This window comes from Paraburkholderia elongata (assembly GCF_013177735.1).
Lineage (GTDB): Bacteria > Pseudomonadota > Gammaproteobacteria > Burkholderiales > Burkholderiaceae > Paraburkholderia > Paraburkholderia elongata.
The window spans coordinates 25,511-47,283 of record NZ_WOEZ01000139.1 but is presented as its reverse complement, the minus strand read 5'-3'; the positions used below and the strand labels follow the sequence as shown (position 1 = coordinate 47,283).

Annotated in this window: 19 protein-coding genes and 1 pseudogene; 1 reads left to right on the top strand and 19 read right to left on the bottom strand. The window is 62.0% G+C overall.

All coding sequences use genetic code 11. The features are described from left to right. Positions 1 to 6 precede the first annotated feature (6 nt). Positions 7 to 1,440 carry an aminotransferase-like domain-containing protein gene (locus GNZ13_RS25380; RefSeq protein ID WP_172169462.1) on the bottom strand — a complete coding sequence of 478 codons (1,434 nt, stop codon included), beginning with the start codon at positions 1,438 to 1,440 and terminating at the stop codon, positions 7 to 9. Positions 1,441 to 1,610: 170 nt separating this feature from the next. Between GNZ13_RS25380 and GNZ13_RS25375 the strand changes: the two genes are divergently transcribed. Beyond that, positions 1,611 to 3,944, top strand: coding sequence for an FdhF/YdeP family oxidoreductase (locus tag GNZ13_RS25375; RefSeq protein ID WP_172169459.1), 2,334 nt, complete (start codon positions 1,611 to 1,613; stop codon positions 3,942 to 3,944). A gap of 60 nt (positions 3,945 to 4,004) precedes the next feature. Here GNZ13_RS25375 and GNZ13_RS25370 read toward each other — a convergent pair whose 3' ends face one another. The 18 genes and pseudogenes from GNZ13_RS25370 to GNZ13_RS25285 all read right to left on the bottom strand — a co-directional run bounded on the left by GNZ13_RS25370 (position 4,005) and on the right by GNZ13_RS25285 (position 21,633). Further along, complete coding sequence (locus GNZ13_RS25370) at positions 4,005 to 4,508, bottom strand: YgjP-like metallopeptidase domain-containing protein (RefSeq protein WP_172169456.1); 504 nt, start codon at positions 4,506 to 4,508, stop codon at positions 4,005 to 4,007. A gap of 85 nt (positions 4,509 to 4,593) precedes the next feature. Next, complete coding sequence (locus GNZ13_RS25365) at positions 4,594 to 5,238, bottom strand: hypothetical protein (protein WP_172169453.1); 645 nt, start codon at positions 5,236 to 5,238, stop codon at positions 4,594 to 4,596. Between the two features lie 109 nt (positions 5,239 to 5,347). Continuing rightward, positions 5,348 to 6,709, bottom strand: a complete 1,362-nt coding sequence (locus tag GNZ13_RS25360) for a sensor histidine kinase (RefSeq protein WP_172169450.1) — start codon at positions 6,707 to 6,709, stop codon at positions 5,348 to 5,350. Next, on the bottom strand, positions 6,696 to 7,418 hold the full coding sequence (locus GNZ13_RS25355; protein ID WP_236002178.1) for a response regulator transcription factor: 723 nt from the start codon (positions 7,416 to 7,418) through the stop codon (positions 6,696 to 6,698). Before GNZ13_RS25355 ends, GNZ13_RS25360 begins: the two co-directional genes overlap by 14 nt. Next, a complete protein-coding gene (locus GNZ13_RS25350; protein ID WP_172169447.1) occupies positions 7,408 to 8,967 on the bottom strand; it encodes an alkaline phosphatase family protein in 1,560 nt (519 codons plus the stop codon). The genes GNZ13_RS25355 and GNZ13_RS25350 overlap by 11 nt, the downstream gene beginning before the upstream one ends. Then, on the bottom strand, positions 8,964 to 9,677 hold the full coding sequence (locus tag GNZ13_RS53565; RefSeq protein WP_172169444.1) for a TonB family protein: 714 nt from the start codon (positions 9,675 to 9,677) through the stop codon (positions 8,964 to 8,966). Before GNZ13_RS53565 ends, GNZ13_RS25350 begins: the two co-directional genes overlap by 4 nt. Position 9,678: 1 nt before the next feature. Then, complete coding sequence (locus GNZ13_RS25340; protein WP_172169441.1) at positions 9,679 to 10,077, bottom strand: ExbD/TolR family protein; 399 nt, start codon at positions 10,075 to 10,077, stop codon at positions 9,679 to 9,681. Between the two features lie 2 nt (positions 10,078 to 10,079). Beyond that, positions 10,080 to 10,772, bottom strand: a complete 693-nt coding sequence (locus GNZ13_RS25335) for a MotA/TolQ/ExbB proton channel family protein (protein WP_172169438.1) — start codon at positions 10,770 to 10,772, stop codon at positions 10,080 to 10,082. 15 nt (positions 10,773 to 10,787) lie between these two features. After that, a complete protein-coding gene (locus GNZ13_RS25330; protein ID WP_172169435.1) occupies positions 10,788 to 12,956 on the bottom strand; it encodes a TonB-dependent receptor in 2,169 nt (722 codons plus the stop codon). Between the two features lie 397 nt (positions 12,957 to 13,353). Then, positions 13,354 to 14,451: a porin gene (locus GNZ13_RS25325; protein ID WP_172169432.1), complete on the bottom strand. Its 1,098-nt coding sequence runs from the start codon at positions 14,449 to 14,451 to the stop codon at positions 13,354 to 13,356. Positions 14,452 to 14,774: 323 nt separating this feature from the next. Next, positions 14,775 to 14,910 (bottom strand): annotated as a pseudogene (locus GNZ13_RS25320) (IS6 family transposase); the annotation flags it as partial. Between the two features lie 92 nt (positions 14,911 to 15,002). Then, positions 15,003 to 16,631: a 3-(methylthio)propionyl-CoA ligase gene (locus GNZ13_RS25315; RefSeq protein WP_172169429.1), complete on the bottom strand. Its 1,629-nt coding sequence runs from the start codon at positions 16,629 to 16,631 to the stop codon at positions 15,003 to 15,005. Between the two features lie 25 nt (positions 16,632 to 16,656). Next, a complete protein-coding gene (locus GNZ13_RS25310; protein WP_172169426.1) occupies positions 16,657 to 17,001 on the bottom strand; it encodes a Rieske (2Fe-2S) protein in 345 nt (114 codons plus the stop codon). Then, entirely contained in the window at positions 17,001 to 17,726 is a 726-nt protein-coding gene (locus GNZ13_RS25305) for a DsbA family oxidoreductase (RefSeq protein ID WP_172169423.1), read from the bottom strand. Before GNZ13_RS25305 ends, GNZ13_RS25310 begins: the two co-directional genes overlap by 1 nt. Further along, a complete protein-coding gene (locus GNZ13_RS25300; protein WP_172169419.1) occupies positions 17,713 to 18,273 on the bottom strand; it encodes an RBBP9/YdeN family alpha/beta hydrolase in 561 nt (186 codons plus the stop codon). Before GNZ13_RS25300 ends, GNZ13_RS25305 begins: the two co-directional genes overlap by 14 nt. An 18-nt stretch (positions 18,274 to 18,291) precedes the next feature. Further along, the gene (locus GNZ13_RS25295; protein WP_172169416.1) at positions 18,292 to 19,140 is read right to left on the bottom strand and encodes a TauD/TfdA dioxygenase family protein; all 849 of its coding nucleotides are present in this window, start codon (positions 19,138 to 19,140) and stop codon (positions 18,292 to 18,294) included. Positions 19,141 to 19,150: 10 nt separating this feature from the next. Then, a complete protein-coding gene (locus GNZ13_RS25290) occupies positions 19,151 to 20,131 on the bottom strand; it encodes a quinone oxidoreductase family protein (RefSeq protein WP_172169413.1) in 981 nt (326 codons plus the stop codon). Positions 20,132 to 20,313: 182 nt separating this feature from the next. Beyond that, positions 20,314 to 21,633 carry an MFS transporter gene (locus tag GNZ13_RS25285; RefSeq protein WP_172169410.1) on the bottom strand — a complete coding sequence of 440 codons (1,320 nt, stop codon included), beginning with the start codon at positions 21,631 to 21,633 and terminating at the stop codon, positions 20,314 to 20,316. Positions 21,634 to 21,773 lie beyond the last annotated feature (140 nt).

Below are 21,773 nucleotides of genomic sequence, written 5' to 3'. Positions count from 1 at the left end.
GCCCCATCAAGTCATCTGCGCCACCAGTTCACCCAGCGTCTTCAATGCCGCCTCGGTCTGCGCCGTCCACGGATAGCTGTAATTGAGCCGGATGAAGTGGCGAAAATCATTGCGCATCGAAAACATCATGCCCGGCCCGATCGTGATACTGCGCGCGAGCGCCGCCTGATAGAGCCGCATCGAATCGACACGTTCGGGCAATTCCACCCACAGCACGTACCCGCCTTGCGGCGTCGACATGCGCGTGCCCACCGGAAAAAACCGCTGCACCATCGCCATCATGATGCTCGCCTGCTGCCGGTAGATCTTGCGCACATGCCGCAGATGCCGGTCGTAGCCGTCATGCCTCAGGTAATCGGCGACGGCAACTTGCGGCACCGAAGGCGTAGTGAGCGTGTTGAGAAACTTCAGCTTCTCGACCTGCGCGCGATAGCGCCCCGGCATTGCCCAACCGATCCGGTATGACGCGGTCAGGCTCTTCGAAAACGACGCGCAATGCAGCACCAGCCCCCTGGTATCGAAGTTCTTCAAGGTCGACGGCCGCGCCTCGCCGAAGTACAACTCCTGATAGACATCGTTTTCGATGGCGGGAATCTCGTGCGCGGCGAGCAGTTCGACCAGTTGCTGCTTGCGCGCGTCCGGCATCTGGAAACCGAGCGGATTCTGGAAGTTCGGCATCACCATGCACGCGGCGATCTTCTGCCGGGCGATGACTTGGGCCAGGGCCTCGATATCGATGCCGTGGACCGGATGCGTCGCCACTTCGATTGCGCGCATGCCGAGACGCTCGATGGCGTGCAGCATCGCGTAGTAAGTCGGCGACTCGACGGCGACCGTATCGCCCGGCTTGGCGACCGCCTGCAAGCTGAGGTTGATCGCCTCCGTCGCGCCGAGCGTGATGATGATTTCGTCCGGATCGACCGGCACGCCGTTCTCGGCATAGCGCCGCGCGATCTGGCGGATCAGTTCGGGATTGCCGGGCGGCAAGTCGTCGATCAGATTCCAGCTCGCGTGGCGCCGGGCGATCGCATTTGCGTACTGGTTGATGCGCCGCCATGGGAACAGCGACGGATCGGGGTATGGCGAGCCGAGCGGCACGGCGTCGTGCGCGCGGATGCTGCGCAGGGTCGACAACACGAGGCGGCTCACGTCGACCGCGGCGGCCACCGGCGGCGTCTGGGCTGCCGGCTGGCGGCTCAGACGCGGCTCGTCAAGCGCTGCCGCCGTCGCCAGCGCGTCGCGCACGAAATAGCCCGACTGCGGACGAGTCTCGACAATCCCCCGGCTTTCCAGCAACGCGTACGCGTGCAGCACGGTCTTGATGCTGACGCCATGCTGCTGACTCGCCTGCCGCACCGACGGAATCCGCTCGCCCGCCGCGAAGACGCCGCGGCGCACGGCTTCGGTCATTTCATCGGCGAGTTTTTCGTACAGTTTCAAGGACCTGGCTCAAACAAACGCGTGGGCGGGAATGCCAGTCTATGACAAATTTCCAGCAACTGTACCCCTCCGCTTTCCATTTTTCTGTATGCTGCGCCGTTTTTGGAACACAGTAGGCTTCCATACATCGGCATAAAAGCCTCGTCCAAGCCACATCCGGCGGCAAGATCATGAAGAAATCCGAAGCTCGCATCGAACCGTATACGCACCCCGCCGCTGGCTGGGGCGCGCTCAAATACGTCGCCATCAACCTGATCAAGGAAAAGGTGACGGGCGGCAACTACCGCACCCTGCTCAAACAGAACCAGCCGGACGGCTTCGACTGCCCGGGTTGCGCGTGGCCGGATCGCGAGCATGCGTCGACCTTCGAGTTCTGCGAAAACGGTGTCAAGGCCGTGGCGGCCGAGGCGACCAGCAAGCGCGTAACGCCGGCGTTCTTCGAGGAGCACACGGTCGAAGAACTGATGGCGCAGTCGGATTTCGAGTTGGAACAACACGGCCGCTTGACCGACCCGCTCGTCTACGACGCCGTACGCGACCGTTATGTGCCGATCGGCTGGAACGAAGCGTTCGACCTGATCGCCGATCACTTGAAGCGCCTCGACAATCCCGACAGCGCCGCCTTCTACACGTCGGGCCGCGCCAGCAACGAAGCCGCATTCCTGTACCAGTTGTTCGTGCGCATGTACGGCACTAACAATTTCCCCGATTGCTCGAACATGTGCCACGAAGCGACCAGCCGCGGCTTGCCGCACACGGTCGGCATCGGCAAGGGCACGGTCACGCTCGACGACTTCGAGCACGCCGATACGCTCCTGATCTTCGGTCAGAATCCGGCGACCAACCATCCGCGCATGCTCGGCGAGTTGCGTGAGTGTGCGAAGCGCGGCGCGACCATTGTGTCGATCAATCCGCTGAAGGAACGTGGCCTGGAACGCTTTGCAAGCCCGCAACATCCGGTAGAGATGATCACAATGGGCAGCACGAAGATCAGCTCCGTGTTCATCCGGCCGAAACTCGGCGGCGATTTCGCATTGATCAAGGGCGTCGCCAAACGCGTGACCGAACTCGACGACGAAGCGTTGGCCTCGGGTCTCGAACGTGTGCTCGACGTCGCGTTCATCGCCGAACACACGGTCGGCTTCGATGCCTTCGCCGATGATTTGCGTGCCGAAAGCTGGGACACCATCGTCGCCGAATCGGGCGTGCCGTTTGAAGACGTGCTGAAGCTCGCCGACATCTACGTGAAGGGCCGCGCAGTGATTTCGACGTGGGGCATGGGCCTCACGCAGCACAAGAACTCCGTGCCGACGGTGCAAATCCTATCGAACCTGATGATGATGCGCGGCAATATCGGCCGCCGCGGCGCGGGCTTGTGCCCGGTGCGCGGACACTCGAATGTGCAGGGCGACCGCACGGTCGGCATCGAAGAAAGGCCGACTCAGGAGTTTCTCGACAGGCTTGGCGAAGTCTACGATTTCGAGCCGCCGCGCGAGCATGGTCTCGACGTCGTCAACACGATCCAGGCGATGCTCGCCGGCAAGGTGAAGGTGTTCATCGGCCTCGGCGGCAACTTCTCGATCGCGACGCCGGACACGCCGCGCACGTGGGACGCGATGCGCTCGTGCGACCTGACCATGCACATCACGACCAAGCTGAACCGCAGCCACCTCGTGCACGGACGCGACGCGCTGATTCTCCCGACACTCGGGCGCACTGAAATCGATCTGCAGAATGGCGTTGCGCAAGGCGTGAGCGTCGAGGATTCGATGAGCATGGTGCACATCTCGTACGGTATGAACAAGCCGGCCTCGGAGAATCTGTTGTCGGAGATTGCCATCGTCGCGCGCATGGCGCACGCCACGCTCGGCAGCGGCAAGGTCGACTGGCTCGCTCAGGCAGCAGACTATGCGTTGATTCGCGACGGCATCGCGCAGGTGATCGAAGGCTTCCAGGACTACAACGAGCGTCTGAAGAACCCAGGCGGTTTTCACCTGGGCGTGGCGTCGCGCGAGCGGATCTGGAAAACGCCGAGCGGCAAGGCGCAATTCCTGGTGCATGCAATCGACGTCGACACGCCGATTCATCAAGCGCGCAGAGAGCACGGCGAGCGTCTGATGACCTTGATGACGACGCGTTCACACGACCAGTACAACACGACGATCTACGGCCTCGACGACCGCTATCGCGGCGTGTATGGGCAGCGGCGCGTGCTGTTCGCCAACAAGGAGGATCTGGCGATGCTGGGTTTCGTTGCGGGACAGCGCGTGGATATCACGAGCGTGTGGGCCGATGGGGTCGAGCGTCATGCGAACGGGTTCTTGCTGGTGGAGTACGACATTCCGCGTGGGTGTCTCGGCGCTTACTACCCGGAGACGAATCCGCTGGTGCCGCTCTCTTCGGTCGCCGATGGCGCCGGGACGCCGACTTCGAAGTCGATTCCGGTGTTGTTGACGGCGTCGGCGGTTGAGACGGTTGAGACGGTTGAAGCGGTTGCTGCTTGATGCGGTGCTGCGTTCCGGGTGGCAAGCGTTGCCCCAAGCGCCACACCTGAAGCTTGACGCTCAGGCCTGGTTTTTCATCAGATCGCGGTACGTGAGATACAAGCGCAGATCGAATTCAATCTGGTGGTAGCCCGGATGCATGAACTCGCAGAGGCGGTAGAACGCCTTGTTATGGTCGCTTTCTTTCAGATGAGCGAGTTCATGCACGACGATCATTTTCAGGAATTCCGGCGCGGCGTCCTTGAATAGCGAGGCGACGCGGATTTCTTTTTTTGCCTTCAGCTTGCCGCCTTGCACGCGCGAGATGCTCGTGTGAAGGCCGAGAGCATGGCGCACGACGTCGAGCTTGCTGTCGTAAGTGACTTTGTCGATTTGCGCTCCGTTGCGAAGGTGTTCGCGCTTGAGCTCCGCGCAGTACTCGTACAGGGCCCTGTCCGTTTGCACCTTGTGCGCGCCGGGGTACCTCGCGGTGAGATAGTGGCCCAGTTGGTCGTCGGCTATCAGCTTTTTCACCTTCTCTTGCAGCGCTGGTGGGTAGCCGGTCAGGTATTTCAGGTGTTGCATGATGGTGTTCTTTGCGATTGGCGACGGCACGGATTGCATGCCTCGCGGCAGAGGCAGTGGGACGCGGATTTTCGATTAGCCGAATTCAACCGAGGTTGTCTTCGCAATCCGTCCAGAGCCGCAGTGGATCCCGGTGAAGCGGATACTGCTTGTCGAGCCACACCGACAGTCGGGTCCAATCAGGGTGGTTGGTCCCGGTTTGCGCAGACCAAGTCGACGACCTCTCAAGAATCTGTCCGTTCTCACGATCACGGACAACCAGACTGCCGAGACCGCTTGAACTGTTCTCCTGCGATTCGACCCGATATCGCGGCAGTAGTCTCACTTCAGCATCCCCTGCCCAGCCGTACACGGCCCGGACCACGCCACTTGCGTCCCTCAATTCCACGGCACCGCTTGCCGGCCGAATGGCCGCCCAGCCTTCAGGAAATTCCGCGACGACCTCGTTGCCGCTTTCCCGGATCCATTTCACACGCCAGGCCCGCTCCATCGCCTCACGCACCTGCGACACCGACGCATATCCCGGAGGCAACTCGATCGCTATGGGCAGGGTAACGAGGTTGTCTTTCCAAAGCGAAGCCTCGTCACGATCACGCCGTTCGGTTGTTCTGGATACATCTTCTCCGAACGGGTTATCAGGCCGGCTAGCAAGATGGGCACCGCTTTGCTGCAGGTCGGGGAAAAGATCGTCGGCATCCCGACGAGTCAGTTTTGATTTTCCGCTTTTCATGGGTTTGTCCGCTGAAAGTCACGCTCAAGAACGACCAATTTACATTAATCGTGAGCTTGGGGTATCTCTTTCACCGGGCGACCGGCAACGCGTTGCTGAAGCGTGAGCCTCAGTCCCGTCCAAATCGCATCAGCATTTTGCAACCCGGCTGGTTATCGCTGATCGAGATGTCCGCGCCATGCACACGTGCAATAGCCGCGACAAGACTCAGACCGAGGCCATGCCCAGCCGTTGCCTGCGCTTTCGCGCCGCCGCTGCGGTAGAACGGCCGGAACACCGCCTCGCGCTCACCAGGTTCGATGCCGGGCCCCGTGTCGGCCACTTGCAGCATGGCAAGCTCGTCGACTTGAGACGCTTCGAGCGTGATCTCGCCGCCTCGCGGCGTGAACTTCAACGCGTTGTCGAGAAGATTTTCGACCACGCCAAAGAGCAGGTCGGAATCGCCGATGACTTCCACCGGCGCGATCGCTTTCAACTTCATCGTCAATCCCCGCTCATGGGCAAGCGGTTCATAGAGTTCAACGACATCGCGCAGCACCGTATCGAGCGATACCGGCCCGAAGCTCGCCTTGCGTCCTCCCGCCTCGATCTCCGCGATCCTCAGCAGCGCCGTAAAGCGATTGAGCACCACGTCCGATTGCATGATCGCGCTATCGATCGCGCTCGCATAGTCCTCAGGCGTTCGCGCGCGCCGGCCAGCCCGTTCAAGTCCCGCGCGCAACTGCGTCATCGGCGTGCGCAGATCGTGCGCGATACCGGCGCAAACCCCTCGCACCTCTTCGACAAGGTGCTCGATCTCGTCGAGCATCGTATTGACGATCGACGCCAGCCGGTCGAGATCGTGGCTCGTGCCGCGTGTCGGCAGACGGCGGTTCAGCTTGCCCGTCATGATTTCGCGGCTGGCTTCGCTGATCGCGCGAATGCGCCGGTTCGACATCCAGTTGAGCGCGGCACCGCAGCCGATCGCAAGCAGAATCGTCAGCGTCATGCCCGCGCATAGCGTCTTCACCAAGGTGCGGTCGAACACGATGATCTCGTCGATCGAATGTCCGACCACAATCCGCACACCGCTGGTGGTCGGCACGATAATGCCGCGATAGTGCCCTTCGACCTGCGTGCCGCGGTCACGAAAAGTCTGCGTATAGTTGAAGGGTTGCCGGTCCGGCTCCGCGGCCAACACCGCCACATTGCCCGCGAGCCGCGCACCGTTCGCATCGAATACGCCATACGGTCGGCTGTTAGCGATATCGCGCCGGCTCAATGCCGCGATTTCCGCAATCGCTTCGGCGCGGCCGATCGTGTGGAATTCCGCCACCTCGCCACGCAGACGCTCGTCGACTTCATGCAGCAGATAGCTGCTCGTCAGCCAGTACAACAACGCGAACAGCGCGATCGCGGAACTGACGAAAACGATCACCAGCCAGCCGACGCTGCCCGCGTTGACCCGCGCCGCTCGCTTAGCTTTCGGCATGGATGATATAGCCGGCACTACGAACCGTCACGATCATGGCCGGCAAGCGCCCATTGCAACTGACCTTGCGGCGCAAATTGGAAATATGCATGTCGACGACATTCGTCTGCGTGTTGAACGGGTAATTCCAGACCGACTCGAACAGCATCGCGCGCGTGACGACCTGGCCGGCGTGGCGCATCAGGAACTCGAGCAGCGCCAGCTCGCGCGGTTGCAGTTCGAGCGTCTGTCCGGCGCGCTGAACGACGCGCGTAGCAGGGTCGAGCGTCAGATCGCCGACGCACAACAAGGACGGCTCCCCACCCGATGAATTGCGGCGCAGCAACGCGTTCAGCCGCGCGGTCAGTTCGAGCCCGTCGAACGGCTTGGTCATGTAGTCGTCCCCGCCGGCCCGCAGTCCGCGCACGCGTTCGTCGACTGCGCCCAGCGCGCTCAGGATGAGCACTGGCGTGCGCTTACCGACGTTGCGCAAGGTGGACAGGATCGACAAGCCGTCGATGTCCGGCAGCATGCGGTCGAGCACCACGACGTCGAAGTCGCCGTTCAGGGCGCGTAGCAACCCGTGATGACCGGTCGGCACGCATTCGACGTCGAAACCGTAGTCTTCGAGCGCAGCATGGATTTCAAGCGCGACGTGCTGATCGTCCTCGACGACCAGCACGCGCGGCGTGCTCCTGCATAGCAGGGAAATCGGCAGTTCACTTGCCAAGTGGGTGGGTTCCTCGTTGATCTTGAGCCAGTTGCCGCGACTGCGCCCACGTCGTGGCCGGCAGCACTGCTGTGCCTTCCTGCGCGACCGCCTGCAACGCGGTGGGCGCGAGACCCAGCGCGGCCAGAATGGTTGGCGCGACCTGAGTCGTCGAGACGGGGTAAGTCACGTGGCGGCCCTGATCGGCAAGTCGCGGACTCGCAATCAGCAGCGCCACCGCTGTATCGTCGTTATGAAAACCGCCGTGTTCGGCGAGTTTGCCATCCTTCGGTGGCGTAAATATGACACCGTCGCGCGACACCACGACGATGTCCGGCGTGCGGCTGTCCTGCAGCGGCGTGGGAAAACGTAGCGCCAGCCGGTCACCGCTTAGCACGTCGGCGATGCCCAAAGCTTTCGACTGGCTTCTGAGCGCGGCGCTGATCCGCTGGGTCGCGGACGCATCGTGCAGCCAGATCAACGCGCCGTGATCGGTGGTCAGTTGCGCGAGCGCACCGGGCGCCGCGTCGTCGATCACCTTTTGCAAGCGGCGCTCGTCGATCTTGCTGAGGCGGGCCGGATCGATCGGACCGTTGCCGTGCTTGGCCGTCACGATCACCAGCGTGTCCTCGCGCAGGTGCTGCTTCTCGAGTTCGCCGACGAACTGGCCGATCAGCCGGTCAGCATGGTCGATCGCGCGATCCACGCCTGGTGTCAAGCCACCCTCGGCGTCGCGATAGCCGTACAGCTTCTGCGCGACATTCACCGCCTGCAGATTCAGCCCGAACACGTTCGGCACGGCTGCGTGCCGGCTGCCGTCGTGGCTCAACCCGTCGATCTCATTGATGACCGCGCGCGCCTTCATATCGTCGTAGTCTTCAGTCTTGCCGAGCGAACCGGTGATCGCGCGGGTCGACACGTTGCTCAGACCTTCGTAGTTGGCGCCGATCTCCGGCAGGAACAGATCGTCGACGCCGTGACCGGACGGCCCCTCGACCAGTTCGTAGGTCGGGTGCTTGTCGGTCCAGGCGGTATAACCGCCAGCTTCACGCACGGCTTCGAAGATCGTATTGACGCGCAGGAACGCGTGTGGATAGACCGGCGTGCAAGCGTGCCGCGGATCGCGCGGCAGTTTGGCCGGATCGATTGCATCGCGGCCGTCCGCGCCAATCGTGTCGAGCGACTCGTCATAGCGGACCCGTGCCCCCCCCCGGCTGCAATCGCTGCCGGGCGCCGCAAGCTCGCGGTCGTAGGAGTCGTCGTAGTACACGCCGGTCACGGCGGGCGTGCCACCGGTGACGAGAGCCAGCAGGCCGGGAAACGAATCGGCCGGCTCGACCGTATGGGCGTTGGTGTAGTCGACGCCCTGCTTCGACAGATTCGCCAGCGTGCTATCGGGATGCGCCTGAATGAAGTTGGCGAGGTCGCCGGTATGCAGGCCGTCGACGCTGATCAGCAGCACGTGCTGCACCGGAGCCCCTGGCGGCAGTGCGCCCGCGCAGGCAGTGCCTGTGACGGCAAGAGCGGAGAGCGAAAGAGCGGCTGTGATGGCGGAAAGAATCGGTTTCATTCGGTTTCGTTTAGATTGAAGGTGACCCACAGTTGTTCAGAGAGCGTCTTTCCTGCGAAAGCGGATTCCGGCTTCGGACACACTGCATCGCGCACTGCAGCCAGCGCAGCGCGATCGAGCAGGCCAACGCCGCTGGAGACGACGACCCGCGCGTCGGAAATCAAGCCGTCGCGGTATTCGAAAGCCACTCGCGTCCGGCCGGTGATACCGCCCATGCGCGCCGACTCCGGGTAATGCAAGGCGGACTGGATGGCCGCACGTAACGCGGCTTCGAAGCTCGCTCCCGGCGTGGCAGGTGTCGCGGGCGCCGCAACAGGCGGCGGTGGCGCCGGATGGGACACAGCAGGCGGCTCCGTCGGCGTGGCCGACGGCACCGTGGGTGCCGGGTCCGGTTTGGGTGGTGCTACCGGTGCGGGCGCATGCACGACCGGACGCTGCGTTACCACACGCTCGGCGCGATGCACGGGCTGAGGCGGATGCGCCACAGGCTGAGGCTGAGGTGCTGGCTGCGCTGCAGGCGCGGGCGTGGGTGCAGCCGCTGGCGCAAGCGTCAACACCGTCGCCGGCAGCTCGGCCTGCGCAACGTGCCGATGCGTCAACATCAGATAGGCACCGGCAAGCACACCGGCCTCCACGACGAGAGCAAAAGCCGCCGCCAGATAGATGCGCCGTCGCTCCGGCGCGCGGACATGCACAGAGATCGTCGCCATCTCACTTCGCCACGGGTTGTGCGGCCAGCGCGATTTGCGACACGCCCGCCGCGCGACAAGCGTCCATCACGGCAACGAGCTTCTGAATCTGCGCGACCTTCGAGCCAGCGATGGTCACTGCCGTATGCGCCGCATCGGGCCGCGCCGAGAGCATCGCCGTGAGTTCCGCGGCCGACATCGTCTTGCCCTCGACCGACATCGCGCCGTCGTCGGACAGCGTGACCATCACCTTCGCCGGCGGCAATGCCTGAGTGCTCGCGCTCGACGGCAACTGCGTTTTCAGACCCGCATTCGGAATCATGTGCAGCGTGATCATGATGAAGAACACCAGCAGAAAGAACATGATGTCGATCATCGGGATGATCTCGATGCGTGCTTTGCGCGCTTCGAAATACTTCATCGTCACGCCCCTTGCGACACGAGCTTTCCAGCAACGGCGCGCGGCGCTTCGCGCTCTCCTCTCACCACCTGCTCGTGCGCGGTGCCGGCCATGCGATTCACGAGCGCCGCCTTCAACGTATCCAGTTGATGCACAACGGAGCGGACCCGGTTATGCAGCCCATTGAAAAACACCAGACCCAGCATCGCGACGAACAGGCCCGACGCGGTGGCGACCAGCGCTTCGGCGACGCCGCCGGTCACCTGGGTCGGCGCGTTGCCCGGGTTCGACAACACCTGGAACGCGTTGAACATGCCGATGATCGTGCCGAACAAACCGAGCAACGGCGCGAGCGTGACGATCGTATCGAGCACCCACAGCAACCGGTCGATGCGCGGCGCCTCACGCATGATGACCTCGTTGAAGCGCGCGTCGAGTTCCTCGCGGTTGTGTGTGGTCTGCAAACGCGTAGCCGTCGCAAAGAGCCGTGCGACCGGCAAGTCGCGATATTGCTGCGTGAGCGAGGCGAGCGTCGCCGCGTCGAGATGATCGAGCCGGTCGACCTGTTCAAGCGCGGCATGACCGCATGCCGCGAGGCGATGCAGGAACCAGAAGCGCTCGACAATCACCGTCAACGCGACGAACAGCATCGCGGCGATCACATACAGCACGCCTCCGGAATCGTTCGCGAGGTGCAGCAGGGTGTCGACATTCATTGAATCAATCTCCGGTTAGAAGTCGGTGGACAGCGAGGCGACAACCGCGCGGCCGGGAATCGTCCAGTACAACGGCGTGCCGGCGGCGGCGGTAAAGCCGGCGAGCGCGTCGATGCTGGTGCGGTTAAAGACGTTGTCGAGTTCGAGGCCGATACGCGTGTTGTGCATCCACGAGGCCGGGCTCTTGATCGTGTAGACGGCAGAAAGGTTGGTCACAGTGAAACCGCCGATCGGTTGCGTATCGCCGGTATCGCCGAACTGATGGCCGACGAACTTGGTGATCAGCGAGCCGTAGAGCGGACCGCGTTCATAGATCAAACCCAGCGCGGCCGTGGATTGCGGTGCGTTCGGCATCCACGTGTTGGTGTTCTTCTGTTTGGCCGAATTGAAGGTCAGGTTGCCGTACAGGCTGAAACCGAGTCCGGCATAGAACGTCGCTTCCGATTCGAAGCCCTTGTAGACCGCGCCGCCCGCATTCGAGAATGTCGCGGTGCCGCTTACGACGCGGCTCGTCACCGCATTGCGGAAGTTGATGTAGTAAAGATCGGCCGATACCGTCAGGCGGTCGGTCTTGTACGTCGTGCCGATCTGGTAGTTGTCGGTCTGCTCGGGGTCGGGCTGGCCGGAAACGGACGGATTCTGCACGTAGAACACATTGAGGTTCGGTGCGAGGAAACCTTGTGCGTACTGGATGTACGCGCTCCAGTTCGGGTTGATCTGCTCATGGAGCGTCAGCGACGGCAGTACCTTCGTCCACGTATGGCTGAAGTTCACCGCCGCGCCGGAGCCCTGATCGAGCGGCGTGTCGATATTGCGATTGAACGACACGTATTTGACGCCCGGCGTCACGGTCAGCCCGTGCGGCAATTGCCACTCGTACTGGATGAACGGCTCGAATGTGAGGAACGTGTCGTGCATCGTGAAGTTCAGCTGCTCGAGCGCGAAATTCAGCGAATCGTCCACGTTCATGTTGTCGCGGAAATTCGACTGGTGCGTGAGCCATGCGCCGAGCTGCAGCTTGCCCGGTCCGATCTGCCGCTCGGCATTCACGATGTCGCCGAAAGCGCGGTAGTTGTTGGCCATCTGCTGGCCGGGCACGTTGTTCGGACCGAAGGTGGTGCCGTTCGGCGTTTCGCCGTTCGGATCCAGACCATTGAAGCCGTCGTGGTAATACGCGTAGGTGTACAACTTGTTTTCGATCTTCCAGTCCGCGAGCTTGGTCTTGATGCCGATGTACTCGAAGTCCGTGTTGATGCGGTCGAAGTTGTAGCCGTAGTACGACTGGCTCGTCGGATCGCCGCTCAGGCCGAAGTCAGGCCCGAACTGATGGATCTGCGCCGCCGTCGCGCCGAGCGACACGTTCTGGTGGACGCGGCTGTAGTCGGCATACAGCGTGAGCAGCGTGTCGTCGCCGAGCGGCTTGTCGAGCTTGAAGAAAAAGTTGTCGCGACGTTGCGCCGCGTTGGTCAGATAGCCGTCGCTGCCGACGTGGTTGTAACCGACCACCGCGCGCGCATCGCCCCATTGCTGCATGTCGCCGGTGTTGAGTTCGGCGCCTCCCGTCCAGGTATTAAAGCTTCCGTACGAACCGAAGACCGTGAATTTCGGCGTCAGAGACGGTTCCACCGACTGCACGGAGATCGTGCCGCCGAACGTCGCAAAGCCGATCTGCGAGGCGTCGCCAGGACCGCGATCCACCGCGATCGAACCGATATTGCGCGACGAGAAAAACGAGGTCGAATGGTGGGTGAAATCGTTGGCGTCGCCAAACGGGATACCGTCGAATGTCACGTTGTACTGACCGTCCTGAAAGCCGCGAATCGACAGGCTTTGCGACTCCATCAAGCCTGCGCCGTTAGGGTCGATATTGGACACGCTCGGCGAGATCTGAATGATGTCGCTATAGTTCGCGGTCGGTGCAGTGCTGTTCTCGATGTAATGGCGGCTGATGATGGACTTCGGCTCGCTCGCGCTCAGCGACCCCTGCGACGGCGCCTGGGCCGGCGCTGATTGCACGTTGCCAGACGGCGCAGCGGCGCCAGCGGACGCGGTCGCCGTGCTTTGCACTGAGCCGAGATCCCCGGAGGTCTGGGCGAAGGAAACTTGCGTACCGGCCGCGCAAAGCGAAGCCAGGACGAACTGCGTAAGCGGTTTCTTGCGGAACCTTGAACGTACCCGTTGCATGTTTCAGCGTCCTTGTTTTGAATGACCGTAGGGTGATCAGCGAATAAGGACATGCTAAAGACGGGACGTTAATCGACCGTGATGGATATCTTACGAACCTAATCATGTTGCATACGCAACAGAAACGGAGTCATGTCGATGACGGGTCAGAGAACTTACGATCGTAAATTCGGTAAGAAACGAGCTGGACCTACCCTGTCAACGCGAGATCGGGGGTGGCTCTAAGTACTTTCGGTGCGGCGCATCGAAACCGGCGTCACGCCACCGCGTTGCCGGCAATTCTGCGGTTGAATGAATGCGCCCATGCTGGGCGCACCATGAAAAAACGGCGCGCACCTTGCAGTGCGCGCCGTCGTCAGGCCAGTGCGATGCCCGGCGGCAAACCGGGCAGTACGCATCAGAAGATGTTGCGCAGGCCGACTGCAACGCCGGTCTGGTTGTTGCGACCCGGGAAGTCCGCGGTCGCCGCGCCGGTTCCGCGGATGAAATCGACCGTGCCATACACTTCGGTACGCTTGGACAGCGAGTACTCGGCAAGCAGCACGGCCGAGTAGCGGATACCGCGGCTGAGCGTGGTGTCGTTGGCGTTCAGCGCATTGCGGGCATGATCGTAGTAGCCCGCTGCGGTCAGCAACAGCGGCGCCGTCACCTGCCACGTGGTACCGACGTAGAAGCCATCGTCGATGCGGTTGGTATTCGTAACAGGCGCCGCAAAGTTGGCAGCCGGCGAGTTCGCGGCCGACATGAAGATATCGACCATGCCGGTGTTGTCCTGCGCATGCAGCCAGCCTGCATAGGCCTTGACCGTGCTGAACGCATAGACAGCGCCGACGTTGATGACCTTGAACTTGTTGTTATGCGCATCGCTGTTCTGCTGATAGCCGGCATCGAACGACAGGCCACCGTACGTATAGGACGCGGTCAAGCCGTACATGTTGTTCGCGCCGGTGCTGCCGGCCACGCCGCCAAAGCTGTACATGCCCTCGACGTTCAGGCCGCCGAACTGGCCGTTGTACTTGACGGAGTTGTTCTGGCGCAGGCCGTAGCCGAGTGCGCCGGGCAGCCAGCCATCCTGATCGTAGTTACCGACCGTCAGCGGGTCGTAGACGTTACCGAGCTGGTCGAACAGCGGCGTATTCTGGCGGCCCAAGGTGACGGTGCCGTACTGGTTGCTCGACAGCCCAACATAGGCCATCCGATTGAACAGCGTGCCCGAGCTCGCGAGCTGGCCGTTCCAGAGGTTGAAGCCGTTTTCAAGCCGGAACACCGCGGACAGGCCACCGCCCAGGTCCTCGGTCCCCTTCAAGCCCCAGCGACTGCCGGTGATCGGACCGACGCCCATCGACACCTGACTGTCGTTGTTCGCATTCGCGTTGGTGAGGTAGCGCACGCTCGTGTCGACAATGCCGTACAGCGTGACCGAGTTTTGTGCGAAAGCGGATTGGGCCGCGAGAGCGATCAGTGCTCCGGCGATGGCGCTAGTGGTCTTCTTCATCGAGGTTTTCCCCTTGTATATTTGATAGGCAAGCCGCCCGGGTTGGCTGTGGCCACGGGTCATGAGCTCGGCCTTTACGGGGGTCGATGATATTTCCGCAAAAATAATTCATGCATCGATTTAATTTGTCTGTCGCCGGTTTGCAACATTCGGCGTGCGCCGGTATCGCCGGGCGAACCTGCCGGGGTCGCGCCGCATAGGCTTCGAACAGAAATTGATGGCCGCTTGGTATTTCCCCTGATTGGAGCGGATCGGTCTGGCGTGCTCGCTCGATCGGGAAGCCAATCCGCAGAAGCAGCCATGGAGCAATTTCGTGAACAACTCCCGCACGCCGCGCTCAAACAGCAGCTCTTCAATGTCGCGCAAGCTCAATTGAAAACGAAGGTACCAGCGCACTGCACAACTGATGACGCCAGCCGCGAACCGGTGACCGTGATAGACCGATTTCGTCTTCTTCATAGCACCAACATCTTCGACGGTCACTCAACCTGACAAAGCCCGGCGATATCCTCTTCGACCGAATCAGGCTGCCGTTACTCTTGCGGGCCGCGTCAAGCCGTCAGGTAGTAGTCCCTGAACTGATCCCTTAACTGGTTCTTGAGCACCTTGCCGGTTGCGCCGAGAGGAACGGCGTCTACAAACACAACGGCATCGGGCTTCCACCACTTCGCCACCCGGCCGTCAAAAAATTCGAGCAGCTCGTCGGTTCCAAGCGCGCTCTCCGGCTTTTTTACGATCAGCAGCAACGGGCGCTCATCCCATTTCGGATGCCTTGCAGCGATGCACACTGCGCTCGCAACCTCCGGGTGCAAGCACGCCACGTTCTCGATGTCTATTGAGCTGATCCATTCGCCACCGGACTTGATGACGTCCTTGCTGCGGTCGGTGATCTGCATAAATCCGTCGGGATCGATCTTCGCCACGTCACCGGTCGGAAACCAGCCGTCGCAAAGCGGCGGCGTATCTTCGCTGCCGAAATATCCGGACGTAACCCACGGCCCGCGCACCTGCAGGTCGCCGGTCACCTGACCGTCCCATGACAATTCCTCGCCGTCCGGGCCCACGATTCTCATGTCGATGCCGAACACGGCGCGGCCCTGCTTTGCCTGGACGGCGTAGCGCTGCGGCGTCGGCCACGACAGGTGGTGCGCTTTGAAACTGCAGACCGTGCCTACCGGACTCAGTTCCGTCATCCCCCATGCGTGCAGGACATCGACGTGGTAACGCTCCTGGAATTCTGTGGTCATGGCCGTCGGGCATGGCGCCCCGCCCACGATGGTGCGGCGCATGGAGGTAAACGTCGTGCCACGCTCGGCCGCATGTCGAAGCAGCCCCTGCCAGACGGTCGGGACACCGGCGGACAGCGTGACCTGTTCTGCTTCGATCAGCTCATAGAGCGATTTTCCGTCGAGAGCGGGACCCGGGAACACGAGCTTGGCGCCGACCATGCATGCGATATAGGGCAGCCCCCACGCGTTCACATGGAACATGGGGACGACCGGAAGAATCACATCGCGCGCCGAGCAGTTCAGCGAGTCGGGCAATGCCGCTGCATAGGTGTGCAAAATCGTTGAACGATGGCTGTACAGCACCCCTTTCGGATTGCCAGTGGTCCCCGACGTGTAGCACAGAGAAGACGCATGGTTCTCGTCAAGGAGCGGCCACGCAAAGTCATCACTGTGACCGTCAATGAGATCTTCGTAGCACAGCAACATGATCGGCAGATCGTATTTGGCCGGCATGTTTGCGCGATCGGTCATCGCAACGAATACCTTCGGGCTCTTGATACGCGATGCGACAGACTCGATCAACGGAAGGAAGGTCAAGTCGAAGAAGATAACGCGATCGTCAGCATGATCGATGATGTAGGCGAGCTGATCGACGTGCAGTCGGGGGTTGAGCGTGTGGAGTACGGCACCGGAACCCGACACCGCAAAATACAGTTCCATGTGGCGGTAGCCGTTCCATGCCAGCGTACCGACGCGCTCACCCTGGTTAATCCCGAGCCCGGCGAGTGCATTGGCCAGCTTTCGGGCGCGTTGCGCGAGATCGCGATAACAATATCGGTGAATGTCGCCTTCGACCCGTCGCGACACGATTTCCTGCCCGCCGTGATGCCGTTCGGCGTGAGTGAGGAGCGACGCGACCAGCAGCGGTTGCTGCATCATCAATCCATGCATGAGTACCTTCCTGATTTTTCCAGATTCAGCTTAGCTGCGCGTGACACGGACCTGCCGGGGCGTCGCCGACGGTGAGTTCGAGCTTACCGGCGACGTTCCGGATGGGAAACGTTGCAAGACTCAACCCGCCTTTTCCCGGCATGCAACCGGTCGTGACGTCAAAACGAAGGCCGTGCGCGGGGCAGCGCAGCAGGTGCCCTTCGAGCTGGCCACCTGCAAGTGATGCCCCATTGTGCGGACAAGAGTTTTCGACGGCGCAGAGCGCACCGTCGATGTTAAAGAGCACGACACTGCGACCGTCAACGAAGACTAGCTTGCGTTGTCCTGGCGGGAGTTCATCGGCTGATCCGACCGGTATCTGGCGTGACATTATCTGTTCTCCTGATCACCGATCGAACGCAACATGGCGTCCACGATCGGGCCGGGCGAGTACGCCCCGGACAGCGACAGCGCCGAATTAACCACAAAATGCGGCACACCCCTGACGTCGTCAGCCTGCGTTGAACGCGGCAACGCGATGTTGCCTTCTCGCCGTGACATCGTGAGATGGTCAGCGAGGCCCGCAGCGTCGAGACCACACGCGAGACCAATTCGCTCAAGCACGTCCGGGTTGCCGATATCTTCGCCGTCCATGAAATAGGCGGTAAACAACCGGTCGATCAGCAACGCGGGCTTACATGCCGCGCCTGTGTTTGCGGCTGTGGCCCAGGCAACGAGTTGGTGCGCTGCCCGTGTGTTGGGCATCACCTCGATCCTGTCGAACGCCAGCTCGATGCCCGCTGCGTGAGCGGCCTCCTGAACTTGCGCGCGCCGTGCAGCGACCGCGCCAGGACTCCCCAGACGGGCCACATAGAACGCCTGATAAGGGACCCCACCGACTGGCGTATCGGGCAGCAACTGATGCGAGTGCCACCGCACCTTGACGCTGACGTCCGGACGCAAGCTTGCGATGCGGCTGACAGCCGCATCGAGATTGCGCTTGCCAATCAGACACCACGGGCAGACAAAATCGAAGTGGACATCGACCGTCACTGACGCGTTTTGGCTCACTGCAGTGCCCTGCTCCGTTGCACCGTCCATGTCAGAGAAGCTCACGGATCAGGGTGTCCGCCTGCGGCCACTCGCCATAACCGGCTGCGGGATTCAGGTGCCCAACATCGCCGAGGTCGACGAGACGACTGCCCCAGTCCGCTGCCATGCTGGCAGCGCGATCAAACGCGGCAAGCGGATCATTGCGGCTGGCGCCGAGAATACTCGGGAACGGTAATGGTTTGCGCGGAAACGGCAGCCACCCGTGTTCTTCGAGCACGTCCAGCGTCGGATAACCGGCGGGCATGGGGTTTTCCAGGTCCGCTGGCGTGGCGAGCAGCGCGCCCTGGATCGGGCGGTTGTGGTGCTGCGCCCAGTGCACGGTAATCATGACGCCGGCGCTGTGAGCGACCAGTACGATCGGGCCGTCGATCTTCGCGATGGCCTCGTCCAGCGCCGCGACGCGCGCCGCGCAGCTGAGCTTGTCGTGCTCGAGCGGCGGCACCGAAGCCGTTTTGGGAAGGCGAACCTGCAGCAGTGTCTGCCAGTGTTCGGCCACATGGTCACGCAGACCGGGCACGATAAGTACGGTAGGTGCGGTATTGAGCGTCACGACGCTGAGTCCTTCAGGTTAGTACGGCTTGTCGCCAATAATTCCGGCCCGCTCCATCTTGCGATGGCACGGCGCGTAATCCATCACTGCGTAGTGCTGCGTGCTGCGGTTGTCCCATATCGCGATGCTGTTCGGCTTCCAGCGCCAGCGCACCTGGTACTCCGGGATGTACGCCTGGCTGATGAGATAACGCAGCAGGTCGGACGCGCCCGGATTGGCGTCCTGGCCGAAGCGCACGCGCGCCGGCGTGTGGTAGTTCGTGAAGTGCGTCGTGAACGCATTGACAAACAGCACTTTCTCGCTCGTCTCGGGGTGCGTGCGCACGACCGGATGTTCCGCGTCGGGATACTGGGCTTTCAAGGCATGCCGCTTCTCGATCGGCATCACCGCACCAAAGCTTGCCTCGATGCTGTGGCGTGCGCGCAGGTCGGCGATCTGCTCCTTCACGTGCGCGGGCAGGTTCTCATACGCGAGCACCATGTTCGCCCACATCGTGTCGCCGCCGATGGGCGGGCATTCCACGCATCGCAGCACGGCGCCAAACTGTGGGGCTTCGCGCCACGTGGCGTCCGAATGCCACGCATTTTCGTAGCGGTCGTTGGGCTGGTCCGGCGACTTGTAGATTCGCACGAGGCCCGGATGCTCAGGATCGCTGCCTGCGACCGGGTGGTCTTCCAGCTCGCCGAAGCGGCGCGCGAAAGCGACATGCTCAGCACGGCTAATGTCCTGATCGCGCAGGAACAGAACACGGTGCTTGAGCAGGTTCGCCCGGATCTCGGCAAAGAGGCCATCGTCGTGGATCGCGTCGGCGAGCTTGACGCCCACCAGTTCGGCGCCAATGGCGTTGTTGAGTTGTTCGACAAGCATGGCGCCCTCCTTAGATGACGAAGACTGATGAACCCGTTGTCTTGCGCGATTCGACATCACGGTGCGCTTGTGCGGCATCCTCGAGCGCATAGCGCTGATTGATCTCGATCTTGATGCGGCCAGCCGCAACGTGGCCGAAGATTTCCCCGGCCAGGTCCGCTTTTTCAGCGGGGTCGGCGATGTAGTCGGCGAGCGCGGGACGGGTCAGATACGGCGATCCTTTCATTGCCAGGATCTGCGGATTGAATGCCGGAATCGGCCCCGATGCCGTGCCGACGCAAACAATGAGGCCCCGGCGCTTGACCGAATCCAGAGTGGCTTCGAAGGTATCCTTGCCCACACTATCGAAAACCACATTGACCCCGGCGCCATTGGTCAGCTCGCGTACGCGCCGCGCGACGTCTTCATGGCTGTAGTTGATGGTGTGTTCGCAGCCGTGCGCGCGGGCGACTTCCGCTTTCGCTTCGCTCGAAACGGTGCCGATCACCGTGAGCCCCAGCAGCTTGGCCCACTGCGAGACGATCAGTCCGACGCCGCCCGCGGCAGCATGAAGCAGAATCGTGTTGCCGGGTTTGAAGTCGTAGATGCGCCGCATCAGATACGACGAGGTCAAGCCGCGCATCGTCATGGCTGCCGCCGTCTCGCAGGTAATGCCTTCAGGCAGCTTGATCAGCGGTGCCGCCGGACACAGGCGCTCCGTGCTGTAAGCGCCAAGCGTGTTAATAAAGCCCGTGTAGGTGACACGATCGCCTACCGCGACGTTCGTCACGCCCTCGCCCACTGCTTCGACCACACCGGCTGCCTCTACACCCATGCCGGCAGGCAGTGGAACCGGATACAGTCCGGAGCGGAAATAGGTGTCCGCGAAATTCAGGCCCACTGCCTCATGGCGCAGGCGAACCTGCCCCGGGCCCGGATCACCGACTTCAACGTCCTCATAACGCAGGACTTCAGGGCCACCGGTTTCATGAAAGCGGACTGCTTTCGCCATGATTCGTTCTCCAGTTTGTTTCTCGATTTACAGAAAGGGAATGCGCCTGCTGGAGGACCATCACGTCCCGGCGCAGGCGTCGATTACCGCATGGTGTCCAGGTACTGCTTGATTAACCAGACTTAACCAGACCGCGCCGCCGCTTCACCAGGCGGACGACGCGGCATTCGCGAGGAAGCCGCTCAGAGCGAGGCCTTCTCACGCAGTGCATTCACGAGGTCAAGGTCGCGCTTGTAGCTGCAACGGCCGATGGCAAACGCGACCGCCGCGAGCAACGATGCAAACGGGACCAGTTGCAAGGCGCCCAGCAGACCGAACCGGTCTGCGACGATGCCCGTAAGGATCGCCGCGGGCGCCAGCCCCAGCAGGTTGTTGGCCAGTGTCAGGGTGGCGAATGCTGATGCGTGTATCGACGGCGGGGTAAGGTTCGCCACCATCGCACCCGAAGGCCCCGTTGCACCAGCACAGAAGAACATGCCGCAACCGATCAGGACGAGCTGCAGCCGGCCGGCCGGCAGATGGAACGCGATGCCGAGCAGGACGCAGCACAGCAGGCAGTACACAATCGCGGTCATCCACTTTCTTTGTACACCCTTCCTGTTGAGACGGTCGGTCAGGCTTCCGCACGCGATCATGCCAAGGCCGGTCACGAGCACGAATACCGCGCCATGTACGGCCGCCTTACCCGGTGCCATGCCGTAATAGCGATTCAGGAAGCTCGGCATCCAGGACCATACGGCCGCCGGAACGAGCAGATGCATACCGCTGCCCACATAGGCGCAAACGACGGACTTCGTGGAAAACAGCCCCTTCATCAGCGTGCGAAAGCTCATGCGCACACCAAGGTTCCCCTTCTGCCCGGTGATCGCCGGTTGCAGTGAAGCCAGCCTTTTCTCCGTGACAACACAACGGTAAATCACAACGAGCGCGATACCGACGCAGGCCATTGCGCCGAACGACCAGCGCCATCCAAGGCTGGACGCGACGGCGCCGCCCAGCGCCATGCCCATCACAGAACCAAACGCACCACCTGCCATGAAAGTGGCGGCGAGGGTGGCGCGCAGACGCGGCGGAAAAATGCTCAGGACGAGCGCGATGCCCACACTTCCGTAGGCCGCCTCGCCAATGCCGACGCACGCACGCGCGAGCAACATCTCGCCATAAGTGGTCGAGATCGCACAGCCGAGCGTCGCGAGACTCCACAGCGCCGCCATCAGTACGATGCTCTTTACGCGGCCCCAGCGATCAGCGAGAACCGAAAGCGGAAAGGTCAGCACGCCAACCATCAGCGCCACCACGCTGCTGAGCGAGCCGAGCTTCGTGTCAGAGAGGTTCCACGCGGACTTGATAAACGGAAAGACCGCGTTGAGAACCTGACGCGACATATAGTCGGAAAGCAGCAGACCGATCGTGAGCGCGCAGACCACCCATGCGTAGACGGGTATGTCCGATTGTGTTGCCGAAACATCGCCCGTCGTGGGCTCAGCATGCTGTAAAAGCATTTCGTCTCCTCCGCGTCTCGCGCGTCCAGCGCCCTTTTCCCGTGACGGACAAAAGGGGCCGATATTTGTGTCGCTCCCCCAGGGTCGCCGGGGGGCCTCCTTCTTCAACCGCCATCAGCACGAGATGTCATGTCGATGGC